This is a genomic window from Nocardiopsis moroccensis (assembly GCF_055763695.1).
Window position 1 is genome coordinate 4793419 of sequence record NZ_CP199747.1, and the last position, 26820, is coordinate 4820238.

21 protein-coding genes are annotated in these 26820 nt (G+C 71.1%); 12 read left to right on the plus strand and 9 right to left on the minus strand.

The genetic code is table 11. The features are described from left to right. Positions 1–147 precede the first annotated feature (147 nt). The 4 genes from ACUKCB_RS21195 (at position 148) to ACUKCB_RS21210 (ending at position 3851) form a co-directional block, all read left to right on the plus strand. Positions 148–1791 carry an AMP-binding protein gene (locus ACUKCB_RS21195; RefSeq protein WP_473037341.1) on the plus strand — a complete coding sequence of 548 codons (1644 nt, stop codon included), beginning with the start codon at positions 148–150 and terminating at the stop codon, positions 1789–1791. Positions 1792–1973: 182 nt separating this feature from the next. Beyond that, the gene (locus ACUKCB_RS21200) at positions 1974–2459 is read left to right on the plus strand and encodes a MarR family winged helix-turn-helix transcriptional regulator (protein ID WP_473037342.1); all 486 of its coding nucleotides are present in this window, start codon (positions 1974–1976) and stop codon (positions 2457–2459) included. Positions 2460–2640: 181 nt separating this feature from the next. Next, a complete protein-coding gene (locus ACUKCB_RS21205) occupies positions 2641–2874 on the plus strand; it encodes a hypothetical protein (RefSeq protein WP_473037343.1) in 234 nt (77 codons plus the stop codon). Positions 2875–3008: 134 nt separating this feature from the next. Next, on the plus strand, positions 3009–3851 hold the full coding sequence (locus ACUKCB_RS21210) for an SDR family oxidoreductase (protein WP_473037344.1): 843 nt from the start codon (positions 3009–3011) through the stop codon (positions 3849–3851). Between the two features lie 109 nt (positions 3852–3960). Here the strand turns inward: ACUKCB_RS21210 and ACUKCB_RS21215 are convergent, their stop codons facing one another. Beyond that, the gene (locus tag ACUKCB_RS21215; protein WP_473037345.1) at positions 3961–5766 is read right to left on the minus strand and encodes a PASTA domain-containing protein; all 1806 of its coding nucleotides are present in this window, start codon (positions 5764–5766) and stop codon (positions 3961–3963) included. A 198-nt stretch (positions 5767–5964) separates the two neighbouring features. Between ACUKCB_RS21215 and ACUKCB_RS21220 the strand changes: the two genes are divergently transcribed. Both ACUKCB_RS21220 and ACUKCB_RS21225 read left to right on the plus strand, forming a co-directional pair. After that, the gene (locus ACUKCB_RS21220) at positions 5965–6486 is read left to right on the plus strand and encodes a YbaK/EbsC family protein (protein WP_473037346.1); all 522 of its coding nucleotides are present in this window, start codon (positions 5965–5967) and stop codon (positions 6484–6486) included. Between the two features lie 238 nt (positions 6487–6724). Beyond that, positions 6725–7282, plus strand: coding sequence for a hypothetical protein (locus tag ACUKCB_RS21225; protein ID WP_473037348.1), 558 nt, complete (start codon positions 6725–6727; stop codon positions 7280–7282). A 45-nt stretch (positions 7283–7327) separates the two neighbouring features. Here ACUKCB_RS21225 and ACUKCB_RS21230 read toward each other — a convergent pair whose 3' ends face one another. Next, positions 7328–7924 carry a class I SAM-dependent methyltransferase gene (locus tag ACUKCB_RS21230; protein WP_473037349.1) on the minus strand — a complete coding sequence of 199 codons (597 nt, stop codon included), beginning with the start codon at positions 7922–7924 and terminating at the stop codon, positions 7328–7330. A gap of 158 nt (positions 7925–8082) precedes the next feature. On the opposite strand from ACUKCB_RS21230, the gene paaZ reads away from it, so the two are divergent. Both paaZ and ACUKCB_RS21240 read left to right on the plus strand, forming a co-directional pair. Beyond that, entirely contained in the window at positions 8083–10116 is a 2034-nt protein-coding gene (gene paaZ, locus ACUKCB_RS21235; RefSeq protein ID WP_473037350.1) for a phenylacetic acid degradation bifunctional protein PaaZ, read from the plus strand. A gap of 235 nt (positions 10117–10351) precedes the next feature. Beyond that, positions 10352–10819, plus strand: a complete 468-nt coding sequence (locus ACUKCB_RS21240; RefSeq protein WP_473037351.1) for an SRPBCC family protein — start codon at positions 10352–10354, stop codon at positions 10817–10819. Positions 10820–10918: 99 nt separating this feature from the next. On the opposite strand, the gene ACUKCB_RS21245 is transcribed toward ACUKCB_RS21240, so the two are convergent. From ACUKCB_RS21245 to pdhA, 3 genes are read right to left on the minus strand one after another with little or no spacing between them, the layout of a single operon-like run. Beyond that, the gene (locus ACUKCB_RS21245; RefSeq protein WP_473037352.1) at positions 10919–12367 is read right to left on the minus strand and encodes a dihydrolipoamide acetyltransferase family protein; all 1449 of its coding nucleotides are present in this window, start codon (positions 12365–12367) and stop codon (positions 10919–10921) included. Further along, positions 12364–13350 (minus strand): alpha-ketoacid dehydrogenase subunit beta, encoded by a 987-nt coding sequence (locus ACUKCB_RS21250; RefSeq protein WP_473037353.1) that lies wholly within the window; start codon positions 13348–13350, stop codon positions 12364–12366. The genes ACUKCB_RS21245 and ACUKCB_RS21250 overlap by 4 nt, the downstream gene beginning before the upstream one ends. Before the next feature lies 1 nt (position 13351). Then, positions 13352–14437 carry a pyruvate dehydrogenase (acetyl-transferring) E1 component subunit alpha gene (pdhA, locus tag ACUKCB_RS21255; protein WP_473037354.1) on the minus strand — a complete coding sequence of 362 codons (1086 nt, stop codon included), beginning with the start codon at positions 14435–14437 and terminating at the stop codon, positions 13352–13354. A gap of 377 nt (positions 14438–14814) precedes the next feature. On the opposite strand from pdhA, the gene ACUKCB_RS21260 reads away from it, so the two are divergent. Both ACUKCB_RS21260 and ACUKCB_RS21265 read left to right on the plus strand, forming a co-directional pair. Next, positions 14815–15312 (plus strand): phosphoribosyltransferase, encoded by a 498-nt coding sequence (locus ACUKCB_RS21260; protein WP_017588108.1) that lies wholly within the window; start codon positions 14815–14817, stop codon positions 15310–15312. 289 nt (positions 15313–15601) lie between these two features. Next, positions 15602–17260 (plus strand): catalase, encoded by a 1659-nt coding sequence (locus ACUKCB_RS21265; RefSeq protein WP_473037355.1) that lies wholly within the window; start codon positions 15602–15604, stop codon positions 17258–17260. Between the two features lie 144 nt (positions 17261–17404). Here ACUKCB_RS21265 and ACUKCB_RS21270 read toward each other — a convergent pair whose 3' ends face one another. Then, a complete protein-coding gene (locus tag ACUKCB_RS21270) occupies positions 17405–20188 on the minus strand; it encodes a helix-turn-helix transcriptional regulator (protein WP_473037356.1) in 2784 nt (927 codons plus the stop codon). A 117-nt stretch (positions 20189–20305) separates the two neighbouring features. Here ACUKCB_RS21270 and ACUKCB_RS21275 point away from each other — a divergent pair, with 117 nt between their 5' ends. Next, the gene (locus ACUKCB_RS21275; protein WP_473037357.1) at positions 20306–20974 is read left to right on the plus strand and encodes an esterase/lipase family protein; all 669 of its coding nucleotides are present in this window, start codon (positions 20306–20308) and stop codon (positions 20972–20974) included. A gap of 198 nt (positions 20975–21172) precedes the next feature. Here the strand turns inward: ACUKCB_RS21275 and ACUKCB_RS21280 are convergent, their stop codons facing one another. The 3 genes from ACUKCB_RS21280 to ACUKCB_RS21290 all read right to left on the minus strand — a co-directional run bounded on the left by ACUKCB_RS21280 (position 21173) and on the right by ACUKCB_RS21290 (position 26048). Further along, positions 21173–22543, minus strand: a complete 1371-nt coding sequence (locus tag ACUKCB_RS21280) for an MFS transporter (RefSeq protein WP_473037358.1) — start codon at positions 22541–22543, stop codon at positions 21173–21175. 374 nt (positions 22544–22917) lie between these two features. After that, positions 22918–23718, minus strand: coding sequence for an LLM class flavin-dependent oxidoreductase (locus tag ACUKCB_RS21285; RefSeq protein ID WP_473037359.1), 801 nt, complete (start codon positions 23716–23718; stop codon positions 22918–22920). Further along, positions 23718–26048, minus strand: coding sequence for an ATP-binding cassette domain-containing protein (locus tag ACUKCB_RS21290; RefSeq protein ID WP_473037360.1), 2331 nt, complete (start codon positions 26046–26048; stop codon positions 23718–23720). Before ACUKCB_RS21290 ends, ACUKCB_RS21285 begins: the two co-directional genes overlap by 1 nt. A gap of 574 nt (positions 26049–26622) precedes the next feature. Between ACUKCB_RS21290 and ACUKCB_RS21295 the strand changes: the two genes are divergently transcribed. After that, positions 26623–26796 carry a DUF397 domain-containing protein gene (locus ACUKCB_RS21295; protein WP_473037361.1) on the plus strand — a complete coding sequence of 58 codons (174 nt, stop codon included), beginning with the start codon at positions 26623–26625 and terminating at the stop codon, positions 26794–26796. The last annotated feature ends 24 nt before the right edge of the window (positions 26797–26820 follow it).

Consider the following 26820-nt stretch of genomic DNA (forward strand, 5'->3'; position numbering starts at 1 on the left):
GTACGCGCGGGTAGTCACTCACTCCGAGGAGAAGAAACGGTACGGGTCCCTCGCCTACGGTCGCAGTACTCCGTGGAGTCACGAGGCGAAGGCTTCCCGGAGGGCGCGGACCGCTTCGCCCGTCCCGTACGCCCTTTCGGAGTCCCCATGGCCACCCAGACCGGCAGTCCGCCCGCACCGTCGAAACTGCGCCACACCCTCCGGGTCGTGAGGGTGCTCGTCAAGGCCGGGGTCCTGTCCCCGGGCCGCCCGGACAAGGTGGTCCGCCAGCTCCGTGCGCTGCGGACGTGGGGGGCCACCATCGCGGGCGGTTACGCCGCCGCCGGTGAGCGGGTCCCCCACCGGGTGTCCGTGATCGACGACGCGGGGAGCACCACGTTCGGGCAGATGAACCTGCTCGGGCGTGCCCTGGCGCGGGAGCTGCACGGCATGGGGGTGGGGCAGGGCACCCGGGTGGGGATCCTGTGCCGCAACCACGCCGGGATGGTGCAGACCATGGTGGCCTGCGGGCGCCTGGGCGCCGACGCCGTCCTGCTGAACACCGGTCTGGCCGCCGGGCCTCTGGTCGACGTGGTGGAGCAGAACGAGGTCTCGCTGCTCGTCGCGGACGCCGAGTTCGAGGAGCTGTGCGGCGCTCTGCCGCCGGAACTCCCGCGGGTGACGGCCTGGGGGGAGTCGGGTACCCCCGGGCCCCGGATCCCGGAGGAAAGACAGGGGCCCGGTGCGGTGGACCCCGAGCCCCCGGAGCGGCCGGGCAGACTGATCGTGCTGACCTCGGGGACGACGGGGACGCCGAAGGGCGCGCGCCGCCCCACCCCGAAGGGCCCGCAGGATGCGGCCTCGGTGCTGTCCCGGATTCCGCTGAACTCCAAGGACCGGATCCTGGTGTCCGCGCCGGTCTTCCACACCTGGGGTCTGGCCGGGGTCCAGCTCGGCATGTCGATGCGGGCGAGCCTGGTGATGCGCCGCTTGTTCGAGCCGGAGGACGTGCTGCGGACGATCCAGGAGCACCGGTGTACGGCGCTGTTCGCGGTGCCGGTGATGCTGCGGCGGATCATGGACCTGCCGAGGTCGACCCGGGACAGGTACGACACCTCCTCGCTGAGGATCGTGGCGTGCAGCGGTTCGGCGATGAGCCCGCAGTTGATCAGTGACTTCATGGACGTGTTCGGGGACGTCGTCTACAACCTGTACGGCTCGACCGAGGTGTCGTGGGCGACGATCGCGACCCCGGAGGACCTGAGGTTGGCCCCGACCACCGCGGGGCGGCCGCCGCTGGGCACCCGGATCGCGGTGCTGGACGAGCAGGGCCGGGAGGTCCCGCAGGGGAGCAGGGGCGCCATCCACGTCGGCAACGAGATGCTCTTCGACGGCTACACGAGCGGCCGGAGCAAGCGGATGGCCGACGGGCTGATGGAGACCGGGGACCGCGGTTACGTGGACGTCAACGGGCTGCTCCACGTGGCCGGCCGGGACGACGACATGATCGTGTCGGGCGGTGAGAACGTCTTCCCGCGCCCGGTGGAGGAGGCGATCGTGACGATGCCCGCGGTGCGCGAGGTGGTGGTGACGGGGGTACCGGACGAGGAGTTCGGGCAGCGGTTCGCGGCGTACGTGGTCCCCTACGAGGGTTCCTCCGTCGATCCGAACGAGCTCCGCATGCACGTGCGTGAGGTGCTGGGCCGGTTCTCCGTTCCGCGCGACGTGGTGGTCCTGTCGGACCTGCCGCGCAACGCCACCGGCAAGGTGGTCAAGCGCCGGTTGCCGAGCAGCGTGCGGGCGCGGGAGTAGGCAGGCAGGGTCGGACAGGCCCCGTTCGGGGTGTGGCGCCGGTGCGGTCCGTCCGCACCGGCGCTTTCCTGTGAGCTTTTGGATGCTTATGAACACCCCTGTTCCTTACGTCCCTTTTTTGCTTGTGCACAAGGCAATTGTGGGCTTTGACATCGGGTGCGCGGTTACTACGATGTCGTGTGATGCCCGACCGATCCCCAGCCCCCGCGGGCGACTTCGAACTCCCGGCAGTCGACGAACAGATGTGCTTCGCGCTGTACGCCGCCTCGCGTGCCGTCACGAACCTCTACCGTCCTCTCCTGGCTCCGCTCGGCCTCACCTATCCGCAGTACCTCGTGATGATGCTGCTGTGGGAACGCGGGGAATGTTCGGTCAAGGAGATCGGGGCGGTGCTCCAACTCGACTACGGAACGCTCACCCCCCTGCTCAAGCGCCTGGAGACCAACGGGCTCCTGCGCCGGGACCGGGATCCCGCCGACGAGCGCTCGGTACGGGTCCTGCCCACCGAGGAGGGGGCCGCGCTGCGGGTGCGCGCCCGCGGCATCCCGGAGGCCGTCGGGCGGGTCATCGACCTGCCCGAGGAGGAGTTCGAGGCCACCAGACTCTCCCTGCGCCGACTGACCGCCCACGTCCTCGAGGGGGAGGCCCGCGTCGTCGAGGAGCCCTGAGGACGGGGCGTTCCCGCTCCGCGGCCGCCGTCGGGGGACGCTGACGGCCGCGGTCACGGCAGGAGACGGGCACCACGGGGGTCGTGCCCGTGCTCTCCCTGCCTGCGGAAAACCGGTGTGGGCGGGCTTCGGAGCCCGCCCACACCGGTTCTTCCGGACCGTTCCGGGTTAACGTGGTCACATGTCGATCTGGGCGTCAGACAACCGCACCGGCCACGTCCGCGAGGCCCTGACCCTCCTGCTGTCCCAGGGGGTGATCGACGACTTCCGGATCCGGCCCGAGGACGACTTCCCGTTCAGGGTCCAGATCCCCGCGGGGATCGTCCCGATGACCGAACACCAGGCCGCGCACTTCGCCCTGGGGGCCGCGGTCGCCCACTTCGGCGAGCTGGCCCGGGACGCGGAGGGGATCTAGAGCGTGTCGCCGTCGGGTGCATCACCTTCGCGCGGCCTTGACCTCAACATTGGTTGAGGGACTTGTGTGGTCCGTGGGCGCCTCAAGGGCGCCCGGCCGGGAACCCCTCCCGGTCCACCGAGAGGAGACGGACCATGACACAGCCGATTCTGGTCACCGGAGCCACAGGTAACACCGGACGCCACGTGGTGGCGGGACTGCTCGCGGAGGGCGTCCCGGTACGCGCCCTGACCCGGGACCCGGCGGGTGCGGGGCTACCGGAGGGAGCGGAGGTGGTCGCGGGTGACACCACCATCCCCGAGGACGTGTCCGCCGCCGCCGAGGGCGCTTGGGCCGCGTATCTGGTGTGGCCCGGAACCGACGACGCCGCCGAGGGCGCGGCGGAGGTAGTCGCCGCTCTGGGCGAGCACGTCGACCGGGTGGTCCACCTGTCCTCGACCGGCGCGACCGAGGGGAACGGCGGGGTCTGGGGGAGCGTGGAGCGGGAGGTCCGCAAGTCGGTCCGCGAGTGGACCTTCATCCGCGGCGGCGGGTTCGCCGCGAACGCGCTGGCCTGGTCCGACCAGGTCCACCGCGGGGTGGTCCGCGCGCCGTTCGGGGGCATCCGGCGCTCCGTGGTGCACGAGCGGGATCTGGCCGCGGTGGCGGTACGGGCGCTGCTCGACGACGCGCACGTGGGCCGGGCCTACGTGGCCACCGGACCCGAGGTGATCAGCCAGGCCGAGCAGGTGCGAGTACTCGGCGAGGCGATCGGCGTCCACGCGCGCTGGGAGGAGCAGCCGCTGGACGAGGCCCGGACCGAACTGGCCGAGGCGGTGGGCGAGGACTTCGCCGACCAGATCATCAGACACTGGTCCGAGAACGGCGACGTCCCGGAGCCCGTCTCCGAGGACGTCTCCCGGGTTCTCGGCCGCCCCGCCCTCACCTTCCGGGACTGGGCCCGCGACCACGCCGCCGACTTCGCCCCCGGGGACTGACGCCGGTTCCTGGACCGCACCACCCGGCCGCCCGCTCCGGAGCGGCCCCTCCCGTGGTGCGGTCCCGGTCGGGGCCGCACCACGGGCCGCGGTGGGTAGCGCGGTGGCTTCAACAGGGCCCCTGGTCGGACCAGGCACCCCACTCCCCGCCGACCGTCGGCGGAATCCCCTGGATCCACCAGCGGGCCTCGTACACCCGCCCCCTGAAGTGCACCCGGTCGCCCTCGTCGTAGACCGTCCGGGGGTCCCAGGACTCACCGGAGCAGGAAGCCCCCGGAGACTCCTGCTCGGCATCGTCGTCCGGCGCCTCCTCGGGCCCGGCCGACTCCTCCTCCGGTTCCTCGGGCTCCTCGGGTTCCGCCACGACCTCCTCGGGCCCGGTGGAGACGGTGATGGTGACCGTGCCGTCCTCGGGCAGGATCGCTCCTGGTTCGGGGGCCTGACCGCTGACTCCGCCCTCGGGGACGGAGTCGCTGGGGGCCTCCACGACGGTGACGGACAGACCGATCCCGCCCAGGGCGTCGGATGCCTCCGTCCGCCCCATGCCCATGAGGGCGGGGACGATGACACCCTCGCTGACGTGCAGGGTCACCGTCTCCTCGCGGTCGCCGGTCTCGTCCGCCTCCGGCTCCGAGGACAGCACGGTCCCCGGGGCCTCCTCCGCCGAGTGCTCCTGCACCACTTCCACCAGGGTGAAACCGGCCTCCCGCAGGAGGTTGCGGGCCTCGTTCTCGGTACCGCCCACGACGTCCGGGACCCCGACGTGCCGGGGGCCGACGGAAAGCGCCAGGACGACCGACCCGCCGGCCTCCAGCTCCGTGCCCGCGACGGGGTCGGTGGCGGCCACCTCGCCGGGTTCGATGCCGTCGCTGTAGGCGTCCTCGTAGGTGAAGGAGAGGTCGAGTTCGAGGGCGGCCAGTTCCGCCTCCGCCATCTCCGGGGAGAACCCGGCGAGGTCGGGGAGTTCGACCGCATCGTCGGGGACCAGGGCCCACCCCGCTGCGAAGAGTGCCAGCACGAGGACCCCCGCGGCCGCCAGCACCGGGAAACGGCGCCAGGGGGCGGGACGGTCGTCGTCGGTACCGTCCCCGGCCCGGTGCGCGTACGGCCCGGCCTCCGCATCGGAAGCCACCACCGGGATCGGCTGGGTGGCAGCGGCCGGGTCCTGGGGCCGTGGGAGTGACCTCAGGACCTGCTCGACCAGGGTGAGGTACTGTCCGGCGTCACGCGGACGGTAGCGCGGGTTCGGTTCGGTGGCGTTGGCGACCAGCATGTCCAGGTCCGGCGGCAGGCCGGGGACCGTGGCCGAGGGGCGCAGCGGAGCGCCGTCCGCTGATCGGAGCGCTCCCGTCAGCAGGGTGTGCAGGAGCATCCCGACGGCGTGTACGTCCGTGCGCGGAGTCGCTTCCTCGACCCCCACGAGCCGGAAACCGGTGACCGTCACCCCGCCGTCGTCGTCCAGGACGACGTTGTCCGGGCTCAGGGCGCCGTGCACCAACCCCTCGTCGTGCGCCGGATGGAGGGCCGCGAGAACGTCGGCGACGATCGAGAGCGCCGTGTGCGGGCTGTAGCGCAGTCCCTGCTCACCGCCGCCGAGCACCTCGGCGAGGGTCTCCCCCGGCGTGTGCTCGGTAACCGCGTACACGTGCTCCCCGTCCTGTCCGTCTCCCAGGACACGCACGAAGTTGGGTGCGGTGAGGCCCGCGAAGGTCTGGGCACGGCCGAGGAAGGCGTGCGCGATGGCTGGATCGGCGGCCGGTTCCGGATCGAGGAGGGTGACCGTGACGGGCTGGTCCGCCACCGTGTCGTGCCCTTCGTGGACGGAAACCGAGCCGTCGCCGCCGACACGCGCGCCGATGAGCACGCGTCCGTGCAGCGTGACGCCGGAGAGGGGGGAGGGGGTGGGGGACTCCATGTGTCGGATTGTACGGTGACAAATCCCCACACAGAGCCCTCTATCAGGCCGGATACGGACAGTGAGTGTCTCGGTGGAGTCAATCCGCGACCTCCCGACCCCGGGCCTGTTCGGTGCCGCGTTGCGTCCCGCCGCGTGCGGCATCATGGTGGCGCACGTAAGCGGGAACGCGGATCGGTACGGGAACGGGGAGCGGCCATGGCGGAGCGGATCGAATGGGTAGCGGCACACGACCACCCGGAACTGACGGCCGACCCGGTGCGCGAGGCCATCGCCCCCTTCGACGGTTCGGTCCGGGCAGCCTCGATCGACCCGGACCTCGCGGACACGGCGGAGTTCTGCGAGGCCTACGGGTTGACCCTGGACACCAGCGCGAACTGCGTGGTGCTGTCCGCCAAGCGCGGCAGTGAGGTGACGTACGCGGCGTGCATGGTGCTGGCCACGGATCGGGCCGACGTCAACGGTGTCCTCCGCCGCCACCTGGGCGCGCGGAAGGCCTCGTTCGCCCCGATGGACGAGGCCACCGGGCTGACCGGCATGGAGTACGGCGGCATCACCCCGTTCGGGGTGCCGCTCGGCTGGCCGGTCCTGGTGGACAAGAGGGTGTACGACACCCCGTGGGTGGTGGTGGGCAGTGGTCTGCGCAGGTCCAAGCTGCGGGTCCCCGGGCCGCTACTGGCCGAACTGCCGGGCGCCGAGGTACTGTCCCTGACACGTTAGGGACCGCGCGGGTACGGGTTACCCGGACGGGGGCGGGGGAGGGAACCCGCCGTCGGGGGTCCTGGCCCTGTCGGTTTGTCGACAAATCCATGAGTGGTTTCGGCTTGGTCGTCCCGGTTTTTGGTGCGCCCCTTTGCCTGCTCGGGCACCGGGTGTCGCCCCCTTGACCGTGCAGGTGCCCGGCCCTGTGCAAGTACCCGTACAAGCTGTGCCGTGCCCGCGGGTTCACCCTCGCGCGGTGGATCCCCGCGCCGAGCGTCTGTCCAGAATCCGGCGGGATCTGGGAGACCCGTTGTTGGGCGAGCGCAGCACCTCGGCGATCGCCGCACGCTGGGGTGTGCTGAACGCGGGCCACCTGGGGAGGATGCCGCGCGCGGAGTTCGGGTGGAGTGCGCGGGAGATCCGGTCCCTGGCGCTGGGGCAGGGGAGTGGCCCCGAGGGCGCGTCGACCGCGCGGCGGGGCACCTACTCCTTCGACGCCTTCGGCTGGGACGGAGTGTTGAGCCAGGCTCCCGCCAGCAGGACCGCCCCGATCACGATCAACGCGATCGCCCACGACCCCACCGGAGCCATGGCCGTCTCGCACGTATCGATCGCCATGTTGCTGGAAGCCTCCCCGAAGGCGAACCACCCGTGGAGCTCGTCAGCACCGGCCGGGTCCCGCCAACCCGACCCGCACGACCCGCCGGGGACCAAGCCGAGGGACACACCGCCGGCGATCAACGCGATCGCCGCCAGGCGGATGATCTGGACGGGGGACATAGGGCTCTCCTCGGCTTCGGGGGTGTCCACGTAGGACGATCGCGTCACCCTCACGGTTGCCACACCGGAAGGCCTCCGGTCATCCGGTGTGGCGGCGGAACCGGTACCACTTCGGCGAGGTGCGGTTCATCGGCCAGCCCAGGCCCTCGGTGGCCGCGTCCGCCACGTCGAGGAGCTCCCATGCCGGGAATGCGGCCTCGACCTCGGCCTGTGAGACGCCCTCGACGAGTTTGCGGTACTTCGACGGCCCGAAGGCGAGTATCAGCAGGGTGGCCCCCGGCGCGGCGAGCGCCGTTACGCCCTCACCCTCCGCGGTCCGCTGAACCGCGTCGAGCCCCTGGAAGCAGCCGATGTCGACAAAGAGATCGAAGGTGCCCAGGTCGGCCGGAAGGTCGGCCGCGTCACCGACGACGTAGGCGACCTCCTTCGGCCCCTTGCGCCGGGCGGCCCCGATCGCCTCGGGCACGAGGTCGACGCCCACCGCCTCCCAGCCGTACCGGGCGATTTCGGGGGTGAACTGCCCGCGTCCGCAACCGATGTCCAGTGCCCGGCCGGGGCCGTTCGGACGCTCCTCGGCCTCGCGGTCGAGCCAGGAGCGGAGCTGCGCGCCGGCCGCGGGGCCGTAGCGCTCCCAGGGGGTGAAACCAAGACGGTACATCCGCGCGTAGTTGGTCATGGGGCCACGCTAAACGGCCCTGCGCGGGCCAGGCGGGCAGCCCGCACCTGTTGGCGAAAGTGCTGGTGAAGCGCACTTCCGCAGCTACGGGGCTATTTACTGACCGATCGGTCTGTAATACTGTTCCCAAAGACCCACACCGAGGAGAGGACCGTCACGTGTCCGAAGTACTGGAGAGCTACGCACAGGGGTCGTGGTTCACCCCCGCGGACGAGGGCGCGCCCCTGGCCGACGCGAACACCGGTGAGACCGTCGCACGGATCTCGAAGAACGGCCCCGACGTGGACGCGATGGTCGGGTACGCGCGTGAGGTCGGCGGGCCCGCGCTGCGCGCGCTCACCTTCCATCAGCGGGCGAACATCCTCAAGGAGGTCGCCAAGCACCTCATTGGGTACAAGGACGAGTTCTACGCCCTCTCCCACCGAACCGGAGCCACCAAGCGCGACACCGCGGTGGACGTCGACGGCGGTTTCGGCACCCTCTTCAGCTTCTCCAGCAAGGGCCGACGCGAACTCCCCAACTCCACCGTCATCCTCGACGGCCCCCTCGAACCCCTCAGCAAGGGCGGCACCTTCGTCGCCCAGCATGTCTACACCTCCCGCCCCGGCGTCGCGGTGCAGATCAACGCGTTCAACTTCCCCGTCTGGGGGATGCTGGAGAAGCTCGCACCGGCCTTCCTCGCGGGCCTGCCCAGCATCGTCAAACCCGCCGGCCAGACCGCCTACCTGACGGTCGCCGTCGTGAAGCGGATGGTCGAGTCCGGCCTCATGCCGGAGGGCTCGATCCAACTCCTCGTCGGCAGCCACCGGGGCCTGCTCGACGCCCTCGGCCCGCAGGACGTCGTGGGCTTCACCGGGTCCGCCGCCACCGGAGCGATCCTGCGCAACCACCCGAACGTGGTCAGCGGCGGCGTCCAGCTCAACGTGGAGGCCGACTCCCTCAACTGCTCGATCCTCGGCCCGGACGTGACCGTCGAGGACCCCGAGTTCGACCTGTACGTCAAGCAGGTCGTGACGGAGATGACCGTCAAGGCCGGACAGAAGTGCACCGCCATCCGCCGGGTCATCGTGCCCTCCGCCATGGCCGGAGCCGTCACCGAGGCCCTCACCGACCGCCTGTCCAAGGCGGTGGTGGGCGCCGCCGACAACCCCGACACCCGCGTGGGCGCACTGGTCTCCCTCGACCAGCGCGAGGAGGTCCGCAAGGCGGTCAAGGCCCTGCGCACCTCCAGCGAGCTGGTGTTCGGCGACCCCGAGCGGGTCGAGGTGACCGGCGCCGACGACGAGTCCGGCGCCTTCATGTCGCCGATCCTGCTCCGTGCCGAGCCCGGCGCGAAGGAGCCGCACGAGGTCGAGGCCTTCGGCCCGGTCAGCACCGTCATCACCTACGACACCGTGGACGAGGCGGTCGAGCTCGCCGCACGCGGCCAGGGCAGCCTGGTCGGCTCCCTGGTCACCAACGACGAGGACGTCGCCCGCGAGGTCGTCCTGGGCGTCGCCCCCTGGCACGGCCGCATCCTGGTGCTCAACCGGGAGGATGCCAAGGAGTCCACCGGCCACGGTTCCCCGCTGCCCGTCCTGGTGCACGGCGGCCCCGGCCGCGCCGGCGGCGGCGAGGAGATGGGCGGTGTGCGCGGTGTCAAGCACCACATGCAGCGCACCGCCGTCCAGGGGTCCCCCGACATGCTCACCGCGATCACCGGGCACTGGACCACGGGTTCGCGCCGCACGGTCGGCGAGGTGCACCCGTTCCGCAAGGACCTGACCGAACTGCGGATCGGCGACACCATCGAGTCCGCCGAACGCACGGTGACCCGCGCGGACATCGACCACTTCGCCGAGTTCACCGGTGACACGTTCTACGCGCACACCGACGAGGAGGCCGCCGCCGCCAACCCGCTGTTCGGCGGGATCGTGGCACACGGATACCTGGTGGTGTCGCTGGCCGCCGGCCTGTTCGTCGACCCGGCCCCCGGGCCGGTCCTGGCCAACTTCGGCGTCGACAACCTGCGATTCCTCACCCCGGTGAAGGAGGACGCGGTGATCAGGGTGAAGCTGACCGCGAAGCAGATCACCCCGCGCACCAACGCGGACTACGGCGAGGTGCGCTGGGACGCGGTCGTCACCGACCAGGACGGTGAGGCGGTCGCCACCTACGACGTCCTCACCCTGGTGGCCAAGGGCGAGGAGTAGACACGTGGCTTCGTCGACCTGCCGATTCGTCGACATGGCGGTATGACGGCAGGTCGACGAACCGCTGCGCGGACACGGCTGTGCCCCCGGTTCCGGGGGCACAGCCGTGTCCGGTCGGTGACGCTCTCGGAACCGCCGGCATGCTGGATACGACACGGGGTCGGGGGAAACCGGTGCCGGGCGCAGCGGCCCCTGCCATGCTGGAGCTCGGTCCAGGAGACGGGGGAGGGCATCCGTGCGAGGACGTGACCCGAGGGTTCGACCGAGGCGCACCACCAAGCTGCGGGTGGTCGAGGACTTCGACGCCCCGGCCGACCGGGTGTTCGCGCTGATCCTCAGCAGGGCGGGGTTCCTGGACGCCATGCCGCCGGGGGTGGAGGTCCTGCACTGGCCCGAGTGCTTCGGGGAGGGCGAGGTCCTGGACCTGCGTTGGGGCGCGGCCGGGTTCCACCCCGTGCGGTGGACCGCCGTCATCGACGCCTACGAGGCGGGGCGCTCGTTCAGCGATCTCCAGGTACGCGGTCCGTTCCGCTACTGGCGGCACACGCACACGGTCGAGCCGCACGGGACGGGCACCCGGCACACCGACCTGGTGGAGATCAGCACCGGTCTGGGCCCGGCGGGCGACCTCGCCGCCGCCGTCGGTGTCCGCGGCGCCTTCGGCCCGAGGCTGCGACGGATGCACACCGCTCTGAAGGGCTGACCGGACCACACGGGCCCCGGACACGGGAAACGCCCCGGGGGTGCCGACTCCCCCGAGGCGCTCCGTTCCGGGCCGCCGGGTTTGTCCGGCGACCCTGGTCTACAGGCGGGCGATGGCCCTGGCCGGGTTCTCCATGGCATCGGCGACCACGCGCATGAAGCCCGCCGCGGCTCCGCCGTCGCAGACGCGGTGGTCGAAGGCGAACGACAGCTGGGTGATCTTGCGGACCGTCAGCTCACCGTCCACCACCCAGGGGCGGTCGATGATCCGGCCGAGGCCGAGGATGGCGACCTGCGGGTGGTTGATGATCGCGGCACTGCCGTCCACGCGCAGCGCACCGTAGTTGTTCAGTGTGAACGTGCCCCCGGTGAGCTGGGCGGGGGTGGCCTTCCCTGCCCGCGCCAGCCGGGTGAGCTCCTTGATCTCGGTGTCCAGCTCAGCGGTGGTGAGCTTGTGGGCGCCCATGACGGCGGGAGCGACCAGGCCGCGGTCGGTCTGGACGGCCAGACCGAGGTTGACACCGTCGTACTGGACGAGCTCCTCGCGTTCGGTGTCCACCAGCCCGTTGAGCTCCGGGTGGGCACGCAGACCGGCGAGCACGAAACGGGCCACGTAGGCGAGCAGGCCGGGGCCCTCCGGGTCGGACCGGCGCAGGTGCACCAGTTCCGTGGCGTCCACGTCCACCCACACGGTGGCCTCGGGGATCTCGCTGCGGCTGCGCGAGAGCGAGGCAGCCACGGCCCTGCGGAAGGCGCCCATCGCCTCCCGCTTCGACTCGGCCAGACCCGTGCGGGCGTCAACGGCACCCGGCTCCGCCTGGGCGGAGGCCGTCGGGGCGGACTTCGTCGGAGTGGGGACCGCGATCGGGGCGGACGGGGCCGGAGCGGTGTTGGCACCGGCCGCCTCGATCGCGGAGCGTACGTCGCGGCGGGTGATGAGCCCACCCGGGCCGCTGCCCTCGATGTCGGCCACCCGCAGCCCGGCTTCCCGGGCCAGTTGGCGGACCAGCGGTGAGGTGACCAGCGGGACCCGGCGCGCCGGTGCGGGGGCCGGAGCGGCCGCGGGGGTCGGCGGCTGGGCGCCGTGCGACGGCGGACGGTTGCGCGGACGGCGGCGACGTCCGGAGCCCGTGGTCTCGGGGGTGCCGTAGCCGATCAGGACGTTGCCCGATCCCGCGCGCTCCTCCTCGCGGTAGCGCTCGCCGGCGGCGTCGGCCTCGGCCCCCGTGGCTGCCGGGGCCGGCGGCTTCGTCCCGCTGACGGATGCCTCCGCGACGGGGGACCCCGCGGCCGGGGCCTCGGCCGGGGAACCGGATTCGACGGTGATGAGTGGCTTGCCGACCTCCAGGACCTCGCCCTCCTCGCCGTGCAGGACGCTGACCGTCCCGGCGAAGGGGGAGGGGACCTCGACGATCGACTTGGCGGTCTCCACCTCGGCGATCGGCTGGTCGACGGCGACGGTGTCGCCGACGGCGACCAGCCACTTCACGACCTCGGCCTCGGTGAGGCCCTCTCCCAGGTCGGGGAGGTCGAAGGTCTGGGCGGTCACTGGTCCTCCCACTGCAGGTCGTCGACGGCGTCGAGGATGCGGTCCACGCTGGGCAGCTGGAAACGCTCCAGCTTGGGCGGGGGGAAGGGGATGTCGAAGCCGGTGACCCGGCGGACCGGGGCGGCCAGGGAGTGGAAGCAGCGCTCGGTGACCCGGGCGACGATCTCCGAGGCGACGCTCGCGTACCCGCTGGCCTCGGCGACCACCACGGCGCGTCCGGTGGAGCGCACCGCCGCGCACACGGTCTCGTCGTCGAAGGGCACGACCGAGCGTGCGTCCACGACCTGGAGGCTGCGGCCCTCCTGGGCGGCTGCCTCGGCGGCCTCCAGGGCAGTGGGCACGGCCGGCCCATAGGCGATGAGGGTGGCGTCGGTCCCCTCGCGGCGGACCACGGCCCGGCCGATCCCGGGGGCGGGGCGGTCGAAGTCCACCTCGTCCTTGGCCCAGTAGAGCTTCTTGGGCTCCATGAAGACCACGGGGTCGGGGGAGGCGATGGCCTCGCGCAGCAGGTGGTAGGCGTCCCCGGGGGTGGCGGGGGTGACGACCTTCAGGCCCGGGGTGTGCGCGTAGTAGGCCTCGGAGGAGTCGCAGTGGTGCTCGACGCCGCCGATACCGCCCGCGAAGGGGACGCGGATGACCATCGGCAGGCCGACCCGGCCGCGGGTGCGGTTGCGGGTCTTGGCGACGTGGCTGACGATCTGTTCGAAGGCCGGGTAGGCGAAGGCGTCGAACTGCATCTCGACCACCGGGCGCATGCCGTTCATCGCCATACCCACGGCCATGCCGACGATCCCGGACTCGGCGAGCGGGGTGTCGAAGCAGCGGTCCTCGCCGAACTCCGCGGTCAGGCCGTCGGTGATCCGGAAGACGCCGCCGAGAGGGCCGACGTCCTCACCGAAGACGTACACGGCGGGGTCCTCGGCGAGGGAGTCGCGCAGCGCCCGGTTGAGCGCCTGCGCCATGGAGAGCTTCTCGGTCGCCATGTCAGTTGCCCTCTCTGCTCAGTTCGTCGGCCAGGAAGGCGGCCTGTTCGGTCAACTGCGGGGTGGGGGAGGCGAACACGTGCGCGAACAGCTCGGCGCCGTCGGGCTGCACGTCCCGGTTGACCCCCTCGCGCATGGCGGTGGCGACGGCCTCGGCCCTCTCGGTGATCTCGGTCTGCCTGGCTTTGGTGAGCACCCGCTTCTTCCGGAGGTAGGCCTCCATCCGCAGCAGCGGGTCGCGAGCCACCCAGGGGTCGACCTCGTCCTCGCTGCGGTAGCGGGAGGCGTCGTCGGCGTTGGTGTGCGCCTGCATCCGGTAGGTGTGCGCCTCGACCAGCTGGGGGCCCTCGCCGGAGCGGGCGGCTCCGACGGCGTCCTCCAGGACGGTGAGGACGGCGGCGGCGTCGTTGCCGTCCACCCGCTCGCCGTTGACTCCGTAGCCGACGCCTTTGTGGGCGAGGGAGGGGGCGGCGCTCTGCTTGGCCAGGGGGACGGAGATCGCGTACTCGTTGTTCTGCACGAAGAACACGACCGGGGCCCTGAAGACGGCGGCGAAGTTGAGGGCTTCGTGGAAGTCGCCCTCACTGGTGGCGCCGTCGCCGCACAGAGCCATGACCACGGTGTCCTCGCCGCGCAGGCGGGCCGCGTGGGCCACGCCGACGGCGTGCAGGAGCTGGGTGGCGAGCGGGGTGGCCTGGGGTGCGACGTTGTGCTCGTAGGGGTCGTAGCCCGCGTGCCAGTCGCCCTTGAGGAGGGTGAGGACCTCGACCGGGTCGACGCCGCGTGCGACGACGGCGGCGGTGTCGCGGTAGGTCGGGAACAGCCAGTCGCCGTCGGCCAGGGCGAGCGCGGCGCCGGTCTGGCAGGCCTCCTGGCCGTGCGAGGAGGGGTAGACGGCGAGGCGGCCCTGGCGGACGAGGGCGCTGGCCTGGTCGTTGACGCGGCGGCCGATCACCAGGGAGGTGTAGGCCTCCAGGAGGCGCTGGGAGCCCGGCATCCGCAGGTCGGTCTCGCTGACCGGGACCCCGGACTCGTCGAGCAGCCGTAGCGGCCGCTCGGAGGGGAGAAGGCCCTGGTGTTCAGCCATGCTGCAACCTCCTGGTTCACGGAAGATCTGTACAGGGACATGGTGCTATTTGCGACCATCTGTTCGCCACAAACCAGGAGGAATCAAGAAAATGTCATGTTAGTTCGCTGATTTTCGAGCATTTTGTCCATGCATGTGACCCGGAACACGGGGCACGGTGGACATGTGGCCGGGGACACCGCCCTTCGTGACCGTGGTCGCACGGGTCGATCTGTCGACCTGTCCCCATACCGATTCCTCGACCGCCCGCCCTCCGCGGACCGCCCCGCACCGTCGGCCGTGCCTCGGTCGTCGTTAGCATGTACCGGTGCCGCGAGCGGCCTGACCTGCGAGGCGCCGGGCGCACTTCACAACGAGAACACCGGGGGGACCAGACAGTGAGCGATGAGCGCGAGAACCTGAGCTACGAACTCTTCGGCACCGCGATGCGTGACATGGCCCAGGCGATCGCCGACGACGGGTACGAGCCCGACATCATCCTGTCCATCGCCCGGGGCGGCCTCTTCGTCGCCGGCGGCCTGGGGTACGCACTCGACGTCAAGAACCTGCACGTGATGAACGTGGAGTTCTACACGGGGGTCGGCACCACGCTGGACATGCCCGTCATGCTGCCGCCGGTGCCCAACGTGGTCGACCTGAGCAAGAAGAAGGTGCTGGTCGCCGACGACGTCGCCGACACCGGCAAGACGCTCAAGCTGGTGCACGACTTCTGCGCCGAGCACACCGCCGAGGTGCGCAGCGCGGTCATCTACGAGAAGCCGCAGTCACTGGTCAAGTGCGAGTACGTGTGGAAGCACACGGACCGCTGGATCAACTTCCCCTGGTCGGTGGAGCCCCCCGTCGTCCACCGCGAGGACCAGGTGCGCGACGCCTGATCCTCGCGACGCCCTCCCGGTGGTCGGCTCGGCACCCTCTCCGCCCTCCCGTCCGAGGCCCTGCCCTCCGGCCCGGGGGGCGCGGCACCTCCGGTGTTTCACGTGAAACGCCCGTCCGGCGAACCGTGCCGGCGCCGCCCCGCGTATCGGCCTGTCGGCGAAGCGACCTGTCGACACTCCGCCCCGGCCCCTTCCTTGGCAATGTTTCCGCCATGTGCGTATCACTCAGCGTGATCACGGGCAGTGGCAGGGGTGAGGAAGCCTGACCCGCAGGGAGAGGACCAGCCGCATGACCGACGTATCCGGCCGGGGGCCCGCGCCCGAGGACGAGCGCGGAGTACTCACCAACCGCCAGGGCCACCCCGTCTACGACAACCAGAACCAGCGCACTGTGGGCGAACGGGGCCCCGCCACCCTGGAGAACTACCAGTTCCTGGAGAAGATCAGCCACTTCGACCGTGAGCGGATCCCCGAGCGGGTGGTGCACGCCCGCGGGGTGACCGCGTTCGGGTACTTCGAGTCCTACGGCACCTGGGGCGACGAGCCCATCGACCGCTACACGCGCGCCAAACTGTTCCAGGGCAAGGGGAAGCGCACCGACATCGCGCTGCGCTTCTCCACGGTGATCGGCGGGCGCGACTCCTCCGAGTGCGCGCGGGACCCCCGGGGCTTCGCCGTCAAGTTCTACACCGAGGACGGCAACTGGGACCTGGTGGGCAACAACCTCGCGGTGTTCTTCATCCGCGACGCCATCAAGTTCCCGGACGTGATCCACGCCCTGAAACCGGACCCGGTGACGTTCCGGCAGGAACCCAACCGGATCTTCGACTTCATGTCCCAGACCCCCGAGAGCATGCACATGCTCGTCAACCTCTTCAGCCCCCGCGGCATCCCCGCGGACTACCGGCACCAGCAGGGGTTCGGGGTCAACACCTACAAGTGGGTCAACCAGGCGGGCGAGACCGTCCTGGTCAAGTACACGTGGATGCCCAAGCAGGGGGTCCGCAGCATGACCGAGGCCGACGCCGCGAACATCCAGGCGTCCGAGACAGGGCACGCGACCAGGGACCTGCACGAGGCCATCGACCGCGGCGAGTACCCCGAATGGGAACTGCTCGTGCAGATGATGAGCGACGAGGAGCACCCCGAACTCGACTTCGACCCCCTGGACGACACCAAGACCTGGCCAGAGCAGGACTTCCCGCCCAAGCCGGTGGGGCGCATCGTGCTCGACCGGAACGTCTCGGACAACTTCGCCGAGAACGAGCAGATCTCCTTCGGCACCGGCGTGCTCGTGGACGGGCTGGACTTCTCCGACGACAAGATGCTGGTCGGCCGCACCTTCTCCTACAGCGACACCCAGCGGTACCGGGTGGGCCCCAACTACCTGCAGCTGCCGGTCAACCAGGCCAGGAACGCGTCCGTGCGCACCAACCAGCGCGACGGGCTGATGGCCTACCACCAGGACACCGGGGGCGAGAACCCGCACGTCAACTACGAGCCCTCCATCACCGGCGGGCTACGGGAGGGGCAGTACCCCACCCATGACGAACAGGGCCCCGAGATCCGGGGGCGGCTCACCCGCAAACGGATCAGCCGCACCAACGACTACCAACAGGCGGGTCAGCGGTACCTGCTGATGGAGCAGTGGGAGCGCGACGACCTGGTGCACAACTTCACCGGCCTGCTCTCCCAGTGCGACCGCGCCATCCAGGAGCGGATGGTCTGGCACCTCCTCCTGGTCGAGGACGAACTGGGCGCACGGGTCGGCAAGGGGTTGGGGATCGAGCCCGGTGACGTGTCCCACCTGGAGCCCCTGCGGGGCCAGGAACTGACGGACGAGGACCGGGAACGCCTGGCGAACCTGGGCGCGAACGGCCCCCGGGACGTCTCGGGTCTGACCATGACCCACTGCGTACCCAACGAACGCCGTGTGACCGAGCGCTGAGGCGGACCCGGCCGGAAACCGGTGCGGCCCCGGACCCGGCTTGGGTTCTAGCGGTGGTCGCAACACCCTGACTTTGGGGAGGTTGCGACCGCCGTGTCGTTTTCCAAGCAAGAACTGGCCCCGCTGCCACGCGGAACGGGGGTATCACCCGGGGTCGAGCCCCCGCTCCCGTGAAACACCGATCAGCCGGGAGAGCTCGACCCGGGAGCGGATCCCGAGCTTGCTGTAGATGTTGCGCAGATGGTGGTCGACCGTGCGGGTGCTCAGGAAGAGCCGCGAAGCGACCTCCCGGTTGGTGGCGCCGTCAGCGACGTGCCGGGCGATCCGGAGCTGTTGCGGACTGAGCGGCTCCAGCCCGGTTCTCCGGCGCGCCACCGCGCTGCCGCGGGCCGCCCGCAGCTCCTCCCCGGCCTGTAGCGCCCACGGCCGGGCGCCCAACCGTTCGAAGGCCTCCATCGCGGTGTACAGGTGCTCGCGAGCCCGGCCCGGATGCCGGGAGCGGCGCAGGTGCCCACCGAACAACAGACGGGTGCGGGCCTCCTCGAAGTCGCAGTAGCCCAAGGAGTGCAGTTCGAGCGCGCTCTCGAAGAACCCGCTCGCCTCCTCCCCCTCGCTGAGCAGGCCCCGGCAACGCATCACCAGGGCCAGGGCGGTGTCGTTCCCGGTCGCCTCGGCCCAGCCGGCGAAGGTCTCCACCCCGGAGCGGACCCGGACCCGCACCCCGCCGCGCACGGAAGCCTCCACCAGGTACGGGGTGAGCAGCAACCGCACCGCCGCGTGCCCGCTGCCGGGACCGGACCGGGCCAGCACGCGCAGCCGCATGGCGGCCTCGGCGGTGCGTCCGGCGCCGAGGTCGAGCAGGGCCAGGGCCCAGGCCGCCAGCCCGGCGGGGAGTCCGACGTCGTGTTCCACGGCCATCGCCAGGGCGGTTCCGGCGTGTTCCCGGCACGTGTCCTCCTCCCCGCGGATCGCGGCGACGAAGGCGAGGGCGCCCCGGTGGTGACTCGCGCAGTTGTCCTGTCCGGAGTCGGTCGCCAGGCGCAGTCCCTCGGTTGCGCTCGCCTGGGCCAGGGACAGGCGGCCGAACCACATCTCGGCGTAGGTCAGGAACTCCAGGGCCTGGGGCACGAGGGTGAGTGCACCGGTCCGGCGGGCCACCGCAGCGGCGCGCCCGGCCAGGGCCCGGGTACGCACGTGGTCCCCGCGGAGCAGGCCCGCGATACCGCCCAGTACGAGGGCTTGCGGGTCACCGATGAGCTCCGCGGCCTCCTCGGCCCTGGCCAGGAGTACGACGCCCTCGCGGTGCCGCCCCTGGAACATGGCGGCCTTGCCCGTCATGTAGTCCAGTACGAGCCGGTCCCAGGGCCGGTCGGGGCCGGCGCCGGAGCCGCGTCCCGGCCTGGGATCCGCCTCCGTGCCGGCCCCTGCCCCGGCCACGAGGGCGCGGGCTCGCTCCGCGGTGGCGAAGAAGCGCGTGTGGTCGCCCGAGAGGCAACTCGCCTCACCGGCATGGAAGAGCATCCGCAGTGCGGACCCGGGGTCGTTCCCGGCCAGCCGGTCGGCGGTGGCCCCGAGCCGTTGGGAGGCGTCGATGGCCACCCCCGAGCGCAGATCCATCTCGGCACGGAGCAGGTCCGCGTGGTCGGGGGCGGAGCGCACGCGTTCGAGCACGCGGCGGGCCCGGTCCGGATCGCCCGAAAGCCAGGCGGAGCGGGCGGCCTCGGTCAGACGCAGGCCACGGGTGGCGGGATCGGGGGTGAGCCGGGCGGCGTGTTCGTGAAGCAGGACGGCGTGGGCGTGGCCCCGCCGGTCGGCGGTGCGCTGGGCGGCCCGGTGGAGGGCCGCGGCGATCCGCTCGTCGGGAGCGCTCCCGGCCAGGGCCCGGTGCCAGGCGGCACGGTCCTCCTCCTGCTCGGCCTCGCAGACACGGGCGAGCGCCAGGTGGGCGGAACTCCGTTCGGTGGGGCGGGCCCGGTGGTAGCAGGCGGAACGGGCCAGCGGGTGGGTGAAAACCACGTGTCGGCCCTCCTCGGCGACCAGGCCCGCCGTCCGGGCGGGTTCGAGGACGTCGGGTTCGGACGATCGAGGGCCTCGGCCGGGTTCGGCCGCCAGCCGGACCAGGGCCAGGCGGGTGGCACCGGGAAGCCGGGAGAGGGTTCGGGCGAAGGTCTCGGTGAGCTCGCCCCGAGAGCGCGGCGGCTGTTCGAGCACGATCGAACCGGAGCGCTGCTCGGCGGTGGTCCCATCCAGCAGTTCGAGCGCGGCCCGGGGGTTGCCCTCGGCCGCGGCGGCGATCTCCCCGGCGACCGAACCCACCAGCTCCTCGTCGGACAGAACGCGCAGGAGGGCCGCGCGGTCCAGGGGACGCAACCGGAGCACGGGGATTCCGGCCAGCCGGTCCGCGTCCCCTTCCGGAGCGCTGAGCAGGACCACCGCCCCCTCCTGGTCCAACCTGCGCGCGGCGAAGGCCACGACCTCCCGGGAGGGCCGGTCGAGCAGGTGGAAGTCATCCACGCAGAGCAGGAGGGGACACTCCGCCGCGACCTCGCAGAGCAGCCCCAGGGTCGCGTTGGCGAGCGGGAAGGGGTCGCCCGGGTCTCCGGTGTCCAGGGCGCGGGTGAGCGCCTCGCGCTGCGGTTCCGGCAGGCGCGGGAGATAGGGGAGTGCGGGCCGTAGGAGCTGGTGCAGCCCGGCCAGGGGAAGCAGGCCCTCGCCCGGCGCGGCGCGGGACCGGAGCACCGTGAAGTCGCGGGCCTCCTCAGCGGCCCGGTCCAGCAGGGCGGTCCGTCCCGCGCCGGGGGCGCCCGTCACGAGCAGGCCGCCGCTCACTCCGGAGCGTGCGGCCTCGATCAGGCGGCGGAGGGCGGACAGTTCGTGGGCGCGCCCGTACAGGGGCGTGGTGCGTGTGAGCGGGTTCACGCTGATCACCCCCACAAGTTACCCACCGGTTAAATAAGAGTAAAGGGACCGGCTATTCAGCCGATGCGCTCCCCGTGACGCAGGGCACACAATCGAGTTCCCCGATCCCCCACCGACGGAGCTCACATGAGACCTCTGCTCTCCCTGCTGTGCGGCCTCGTACTCGTCCTGAGCACGGCCCTGCACGCCGCCCCCGCCTCCGCCAACACGCACACGCCGGTCGTCTTCGTCCACGGATTCATGGGCAAGGGCGGCCAGTGGAACTCCATGCGGTCCGCCCTGGTGGACTCCGGCTATCCGCAGGACCGCCTGCACGTCTTCTCCTACGACTGGGCGCGTTCGAACACCACCATCGCCGGGCAGCTCGCCGCCCGTGTGGACGAGGTCCGAGGACAGCACGGCACCGACCGGGTGCACCTGGTGACCCACTCCATGGGCGGGCTGTCCTCGCGCCACTACATCAAGAACCTCGGCGGCACCGAGACCGTCGACCAGTGGATCTCCATCGGCGGCCCCAACAACGGCACCGACATCGCCAACCTGTGCCCGTCCCTGCTCACCCCCTGCGGGGAGATGCGGCACGGTTCGAACTTCCTGAACGACCTCAACAGCGGGGACCCCACACCCGGACCGGTCTCCTACACGACCATCCGTTCGCGCTGCGACCTGGTCATCTCGCCGGTGAGCAGCACCTCGCTGCCGGGAGCGAACAACATCGAGACCGGCTGCGTGGAACACATCTCGATGATGTGGAACGGCGGCGTCATCGACCACGTCCGCGGCGCCCTGGGCTGACCCGCTTCCAGCCCAGGAACCCCTGTCGACGTACCGACAGGTCCCCAGATCGCCAAATCGACACAGGGATTTACCGGCACGGGGTTCCGTCGGCACGGCCCCGTCGACCGGACGGGCAGGGGTGCCGACGGACACAGAGCGGGGGCGGTGGTCCGCAGCGGCGGACCACCGCCCCCGCAGGGAGGGCCCACCCCGTGATCAGGTCACGGAGGTGGGCTCGTCCTCGTCAGCGTGCAGGTCGATGCCCTGGAGGTTCTTCTTCACCAGGGAGACCGCGACGAAGGAGATCAGCGAGAGGAAGACGACGTAGACACCGATGGTCCACGAGGCGCCGAAGTTGGTCAGCAGCAGCTCGGCGATCATCGCGGCGAAGGCGCCGCCCAGGATCGCCCCGAGCGCGTAGCCGATGGACACGCCCGAGTAGCGGACCTCCGCCGGGAACATCTCCGCGTACAGCGCCGACTGGGGGCCGTAGCTCAGGCCGAAGGTCAGCGTGAAGACGAAGAGGCCCAGGAAGTACATGTAGATGTTCGCGGTGTCGACCATGAACCACATCGGCACCGCCCAGGCGGCGAGCAGGACGTAGCCGATCTGGAAGGTCCGCACCCGGCCGATCCGGTCGCTGATCCAACCGCCGTACAGCGTGGAGACCAGCCAGCCGAAGGAGGCCAGGGTGGTGGCCAGCAGGACCGGTCCCCGCTCCATACCCAGGCCGAACTCCTCGACCGGCCGCGAGGCGTAGGTGGCCATGAAGGCGATCACCAGGTAACCGGCGGCGTTGTTGGCGACGAAGATCAGCGCGGAGAGGACGACCTCCTTGCTGTTCTTGCGGAACAGCCGGCCCAGCGGGGCCGAGGACTTGGCCCGGCGCTCCTGCATGAGCTTGAAGACCGGGGACTCCTCGACCGTCTTGCGGATGAGGTGGCCGACGATGATCAGCAGGAAGGACAGCAGGAACGGGATGCGCCATCCCCACTCCAGGAAGGCCTCGTTACCGATGACCGCGGTGATGACCCAGACCACGAAGGTCGCCAGGATCATGCCGCACGGCACGCCGATCTGCGGGTAGGCGCCGAAGTAACCACGCTTGTCGACCGGCGCGTGCTCCACCGACATCAGGGCCGCGCCGCCCCACTCACCGCCGGCGGAGAAGCCCTGGATGATGCGCATCAGGATCAGCAGGACCGGTGCCGCCACGCCGATCTGGGCGTAGGTGGGCAGCAGGCCGATCGCGCAGGTGGCGGCCCCCATCATGACGAGCGTGAAGACCAGGATCCGCTTGCGCCCGAACTTGTCCCCGAGGTGTCCGGCGACGATCGCGCCCAGCGGACGGAAGAGGAAGGAGATTCCGATGGTCGCGAAGGAGAGGACCTGCGCCACGGCCGGGCTGGCGTCCGACAGGGGCGCCAGGAAGAGGGGTGCCAATACCAGGCCCGCGGCCTGGGCGTAGATGAAGAAGTCGTACCACTCGATGGTGGTACCGACCATGGTCCCCGCGAGGACCTTGCGCTTCTCCTTGGGATCGAGGGTTCCACCGGGTCCTGGGACCGTGGCGTCGGGTGTCGCCATTGCTGCTCCGTAGTTCTCTACCGGCTCGAGGGGGCCGGGTTCGCTGTTGGGCCCGGGTAGGTCGGCCCACGGCCCGAAGGCGGAACGGGGGATACCGGGACAGACCATGAGCCCCAGGACACCATGCCATGTGATGCAGGGCACTTTCTACATCGGGTCACGATTTTCCCAGCTAGAGACATGTGTCCTGACCGAACGGTCGGTGAGAAACCCCCCGCTGACAAGGAAGCTTTCCGGCATGCGACCGCCCGGTCACGACCAGAAAGAAAAATTCTCCGCCGTCCATCCTTCGAGACGGAGGCAGCCGGACGGCGACAGGTCGGCCTGTCGACATGTCCCCCGGGCCTGCCGGGAGGAGCCCGGACCGAAAGGCCTCAGCCCCCGCCGGGAGACGGACCCGCGATCACGCTCTCCACCTCGGCGCGTGTGGTCACCTCGGGGAACTGGTGGAGCCACCAGGTCGCCCCGGCTTCCCGGTAGGGTTCCGGGTTCTGCCCGGCCGGGCCGCCCACCGCAACCTCGAACCCCCGCAGACCGCCCCGGTGCTCCGCGACGACGGCCAGCATCTCGCCGAGCTCCTCCGGGCCGGCCTCCGGGCACAGGCCGTCGAACCGGGCCGCCCGGCGCAGCGGGGCGCCTTTGGTGGTCTGGGCCGCGACCCAGACCGGAATCCTCCTCCCGCGCGAGGGGGTGGGCAGGAAGCGCAGACCGTCCACCCGGTAGTGCGGTCCCTCGTGGTGGACGACCTCGCCGCTCCAAATCTCCTCGAGGAGCTCCAGGCCTTCGTCGAGCAGCTCCGCCCTGGCTCGGGGGTCGGTGACCTCGCCCAGTCGGCCGAGTTCCCCTCCGTTGTCCCCACCCAGCCCCACACCGAGGACGAACCGCCCTCCGCTGAGTTGGTCCAGGGCGACCGCCTGCCGGGCCACCGTCTGCGGCCTGCGCCGGGAAAGCGGCGTGACCCGGGTGCCCAGGATGATCCGCTCGGTACGCGAGGCGATGGCGGCGAGGGCGATCCAGGGATCACAGACGGACAGCTCCGGACGGAGCGGCCGCACGACGTGGTCCCAGAGGAAGAGGCCGTCGAACCCGGCACGTTCGGCCAGGACCGCGAGGTCCGCGAGTACGGTCGGTTCGGCGAGCTCCCCGAACGGCGGCAGGTAGAGGGCGCGGCGCATCAGAGCAGCCCCTTCAGATAGGTGCCGGTCCGGCTGTCCGGGGCCGCCGCGACCAGCGCGGGCGCTCCCTGCGCGACGATCCGTCCGCCCCGCGAACCACCGCCCGGGCCCAGGTCGATGACATGGTCCGCGGTGGCCACGACCCGCATGTCGTGCTCGGCCGCCACCACGGTGGCACCCGCGCCGACGAGGTCGCGCAGCCGGCTGACGAGGACGTCGGTGTCGTGCGGGTGGAGGCCGGTGGTGGGCTCGTCGAGCAGGTAAACCGTGTCGGCGACCCGGCGGCGCTGGAGTTCGGTGGCGAGCTTGATCCGCTGGGCCTCGCCGCCGGACAACTCCGTGGCGGGCTGGCCCAGGCGCAGGTAGCCCAGGCCGACCCCGGAGAGGGTCTCCAGGGAGCGCCGTACCGACGGTTCCTCGGTGAAGAACCCCGCCGCCTCCTCGACCGACATCGCGAGCACGTCCGCGACCGTGCGCCCCCGGTACTCCACCCGGAGGGTGTCGTCGTCGTAGCGCGAGCCGCCGCAGGCCGGGCAGGGCGCGTAGGTGGTGGGCAGGAACAGCAGCTCCACCGAGACGAACCCCTCCCCCTCACAGGTGGGGCAGCGCCCCGCCGCGACGTTGAAGGAGAAGCGGCCGGGCCCGTAACCGAGCGATCGGGCCTTCTCGGTGGCCGCGAACAGCTTGCGCACCGTGTCGAAGAGCCCGGTGTAGGTCGCCAGGTTGGAGCGCGGTGTCCGCCCGATGGGCTGCTGGCTGACCCACACCACCCGGCCGTGCTCGGCGGCCCGGTCCCCGATCTCCGCCAGCAGGGAGGATTTGCCCGAACCGGACACCCCGGTGACGGCGGTGAACACGCCGAGGGGGATGTCGGCGTCCAGCTCGCGCAGGTTGTTGCGGGTGGCCCCGCGCAGTCGCAGCTGCCCGGCGGGGGTGCGGGGCCGGTGCTCCGGAAGGACGTCGTGGAACAGGTAGCGGCGGGTCACCGACTCCGGAACCTCGCGCAGGCCGGGCACCGGGCCGCTGTACAGGACGCGCCCGCCGTGCTCACCCGCCTCCGGTCCGACGTCGACGATCCAGTCCGCGCCGCGCACGATGTCCAGGTCGTGCTCGACGAAGCACACGGTGTTGCCGCCGTCGCGCAGGCGCCGGAGGATCCCGGTGAGCGCCTCGCAGTCGGCCGGGTGCAGGCCCGCGGAGGGCTCGTCCAGGACGTAGACCACCCCGAAGAGCCCCGTGCCCAGTTGGGTGGCCAGCCGGATCCTCTGGAGCTCCCCGGTGGACAGGGTCGGAGCCGGCCGGGCCACGCTCAGATAGCCCAGGCCCAGTTCCGCCAGCACCTCGACCCGTCCGGTGATCTCCCCGACGAGCGCCCCGGCAGCCCCCGTCTCCTCCCGCCAGGGGCGCAGCAGGGTGACCAGTTCGGTCAGCGGCAGCGCCGCCAGCTCGGCGATGGTGTGCCCGGCGAAGGTGACCCGCAGCGCCTCCTGCCGCAGCCGCCGGCCGCCGCACTCCGGGCAGGTCCGGTTGACCATGAACTCGGCCGCCCTGCGCCGCCGGGCCTCGCTGGCGGAGGAGGCGTAGGCCTTGAGCACCAGTCGCCGGGCGCTGCTGTACTTTCCCTGGTAGGGCCGGTGGACCCGGCCCGCCTCACGGACCGGGTGAACGGTCACCACAGGCTGTTCCTCGGTGAACAGGATCCAGTCGCGCTCGTCCTGGGGGAGCTCCTGCCAGGGCCGGTGAATGTCGTACCCGAGGGTGTCGAGGATGTCGCGCAGGTTCTTGCCCTGCCAGGCCCCGGGCCAGGAGGCGACCGCCCCGTCGGCGATGCTCAGCCCGGGGTCGGGCACCAGCGAATCCTCGGTGACCTCGTGCTCGACCCCCTCCCCGTGGCATACGGGGCAGGCGCCGGCCGCGGTGTTGGGGGAGAAGGAGTCGGAGTCCAGGCGCTCCGCCCCGGGCGGGTAGGTGCCCGCCCGGGAGAAGAGCATGCGCAACGTGTTGGAGAGCGTGGTGAGGGTGCCCACGGTGGAGCGGACCGAGGGCGCGGAGCGCGGCTGTGCGAGTGCCACGGCCGGCGGCATCCCGGTGACGTCGTCCACGTCCGGGGCCGGGAGCTGCTGGAGCAGGCGCCTCGCGTACGGCGCCACCGACTCCAGGTACCGGTGCTGGGACTCGGCGTAGAGGGTCCCGAAGGCCAGGGAGGACTTCCCCGACCCGGAGACCCCGGTGAAGGCGACCAGGGAGTCCCGGGGCAGCTCCGTGTCCACGTTCCTCAGGTTGTGGATGCGGGCGCCGCGCACCCGGATGCGGTCGTCGTGGTTGTTCATGGGACAAGCCTTACCCGGTCACGGCCCCGGAGGAGGTCCATGGGCCGTCCCGGTACGGCAAACCCCGGTGGGTGCCGCCTGTCGACGGATCGGCCAGTCGACATGTCGCCGTGTCGGCCTGTCGACGGATCAACCTGTACCGGCACAGCACATCCGCACCACGGGGACCCGGCCACGCTCCAGCGCGGCCGGAACGGTACGAACTCAGGCAGTCGGGAAAGGATCCGGTCCGTACGAGCGCGTACGGACCCGTGCTCGCGTTCGAGACCACGTGCCGTGAGCTCGTCCGGCTTCTCCACCAGATCCACCATGAACCCGCGGTCGCTGAAGAGCTCCCCCAAGGACGGTCCCGGTGGACACACGGAAGATCCTGGCGCCGACGGCCCGTTTAGGCTGACCACGTCGGGCGATCATTCTGATGGGCTGTTCGCCGAGAGCGCTCGGTACAGCCGGTTGGTCACGACGTGCACGGAAGTAACGGCATGGCGCCTGCGGTTCGCGGTTCTACGGAGCACGACGCTTGACCCCGGACAAGACCCTCCAGAGTCCGAGGACGGAAATGAGGAGTTGAACGATGGACAGTAAGCTGGCATGGCACAAGAGCACGTATTCCGACGGCGGCTCGAACTGCGTGGAGGTCCGGGAGAGTGCGAGCGGTGCGGCTGTGCGTGACACGCAGAATCGCGAGCTCGGCCACCTCAACGTGCCTCCGGCTGAGTGGATGGCCTTCCTCCGTCTGACCCGATAGACCCACACGTAAGCTCCCGGGATT

Coding starts and splice junctions, on each gene's coding strand:
- ACUKCB_RS21195 (WP_473037341.1), top strand. CDS start 148: ATGGCCACCCAGACCGGCAGTCCGCCCGCACCGTCGAAACTGCGCCAC.
- ACUKCB_RS21200 (WP_473037342.1), top strand. CDS start 1,974: ATGCCCGACCGATCCCCAGCCCCCGCGGGCGACTTCGAACTCCCGGCA.
- ACUKCB_RS21205 (WP_473037343.1), top strand. CDS start 2,641: ATGTCGATCTGGGCGTCAGACAACCGCACCGGCCACGTCCGCGAGGCC.
- ACUKCB_RS21210 (WP_473037344.1), top strand. CDS start 3,009: ATGACACAGCCGATTCTGGTCACCGGAGCCACAGGTAACACCGGACGC.
- ACUKCB_RS21215 (WP_473037345.1), bottom strand. CDS start 5,766: ATGGAGTCCCCCACCCCCTCCCCCCTCTCCGGCGTCACGCTGCACGGA.
- ACUKCB_RS21220 (WP_473037346.1), top strand. CDS start 5,965: ATGGCGGAGCGGATCGAATGGGTAGCGGCACACGACCACCCGGAACTG.
- ACUKCB_RS21230 (WP_473037349.1), bottom strand. CDS start 7,924: ATGACCAACTACGCGCGGATGTACCGTCTTGGTTTCACCCCCTGGGAG.
- ACUKCB_RS21250 (WP_473037353.1), bottom strand. CDS start 13,350: ATGGCGACCGAGAAGCTCTCCATGGCGCAGGCGCTCAACCGGGCGCTG.
- pdhA (WP_473037354.1), bottom strand. CDS start 14,437: ATGGCTGAACACCAGGGCCTTCTCCCCTCCGAGCGGCCGCTACGGCTG.
- ACUKCB_RS21265 (WP_473037355.1), top strand. CDS start 15,602: ATGACCGACGTATCCGGCCGGGGGCCCGCGCCCGAGGACGAGCGCGGA.
- ACUKCB_RS21275 (WP_473037357.1), top strand. CDS start 20,306: ATGAGACCTCTGCTCTCCCTGCTGTGCGGCCTCGTACTCGTCCTGAGC.
- ACUKCB_RS21280 (WP_473037358.1), bottom strand. CDS start 22,543: ATGGCGACACCCGACGCCACGGTCCCAGGACCCGGTGGAACCCTCGAT.
- ACUKCB_RS21285 (WP_473037359.1), bottom strand. CDS start 23,718: ATGCGCCGCGCCCTCTACCTGCCGCCGTTCGGGGAGCTCGCCGAACCG.
- ACUKCB_RS21290 (WP_473037360.1), bottom strand. CDS start 26,048: ATGAACAACCACGACGACCGCATCCGGGTGCGCGGCGCCCGCATCCAC.
- ACUKCB_RS21295 (WP_473037361.1), top strand. CDS start 26,623: ATGGACAGTAAGCTGGCATGGCACAAGAGCACGTATTCCGACGGCGGC.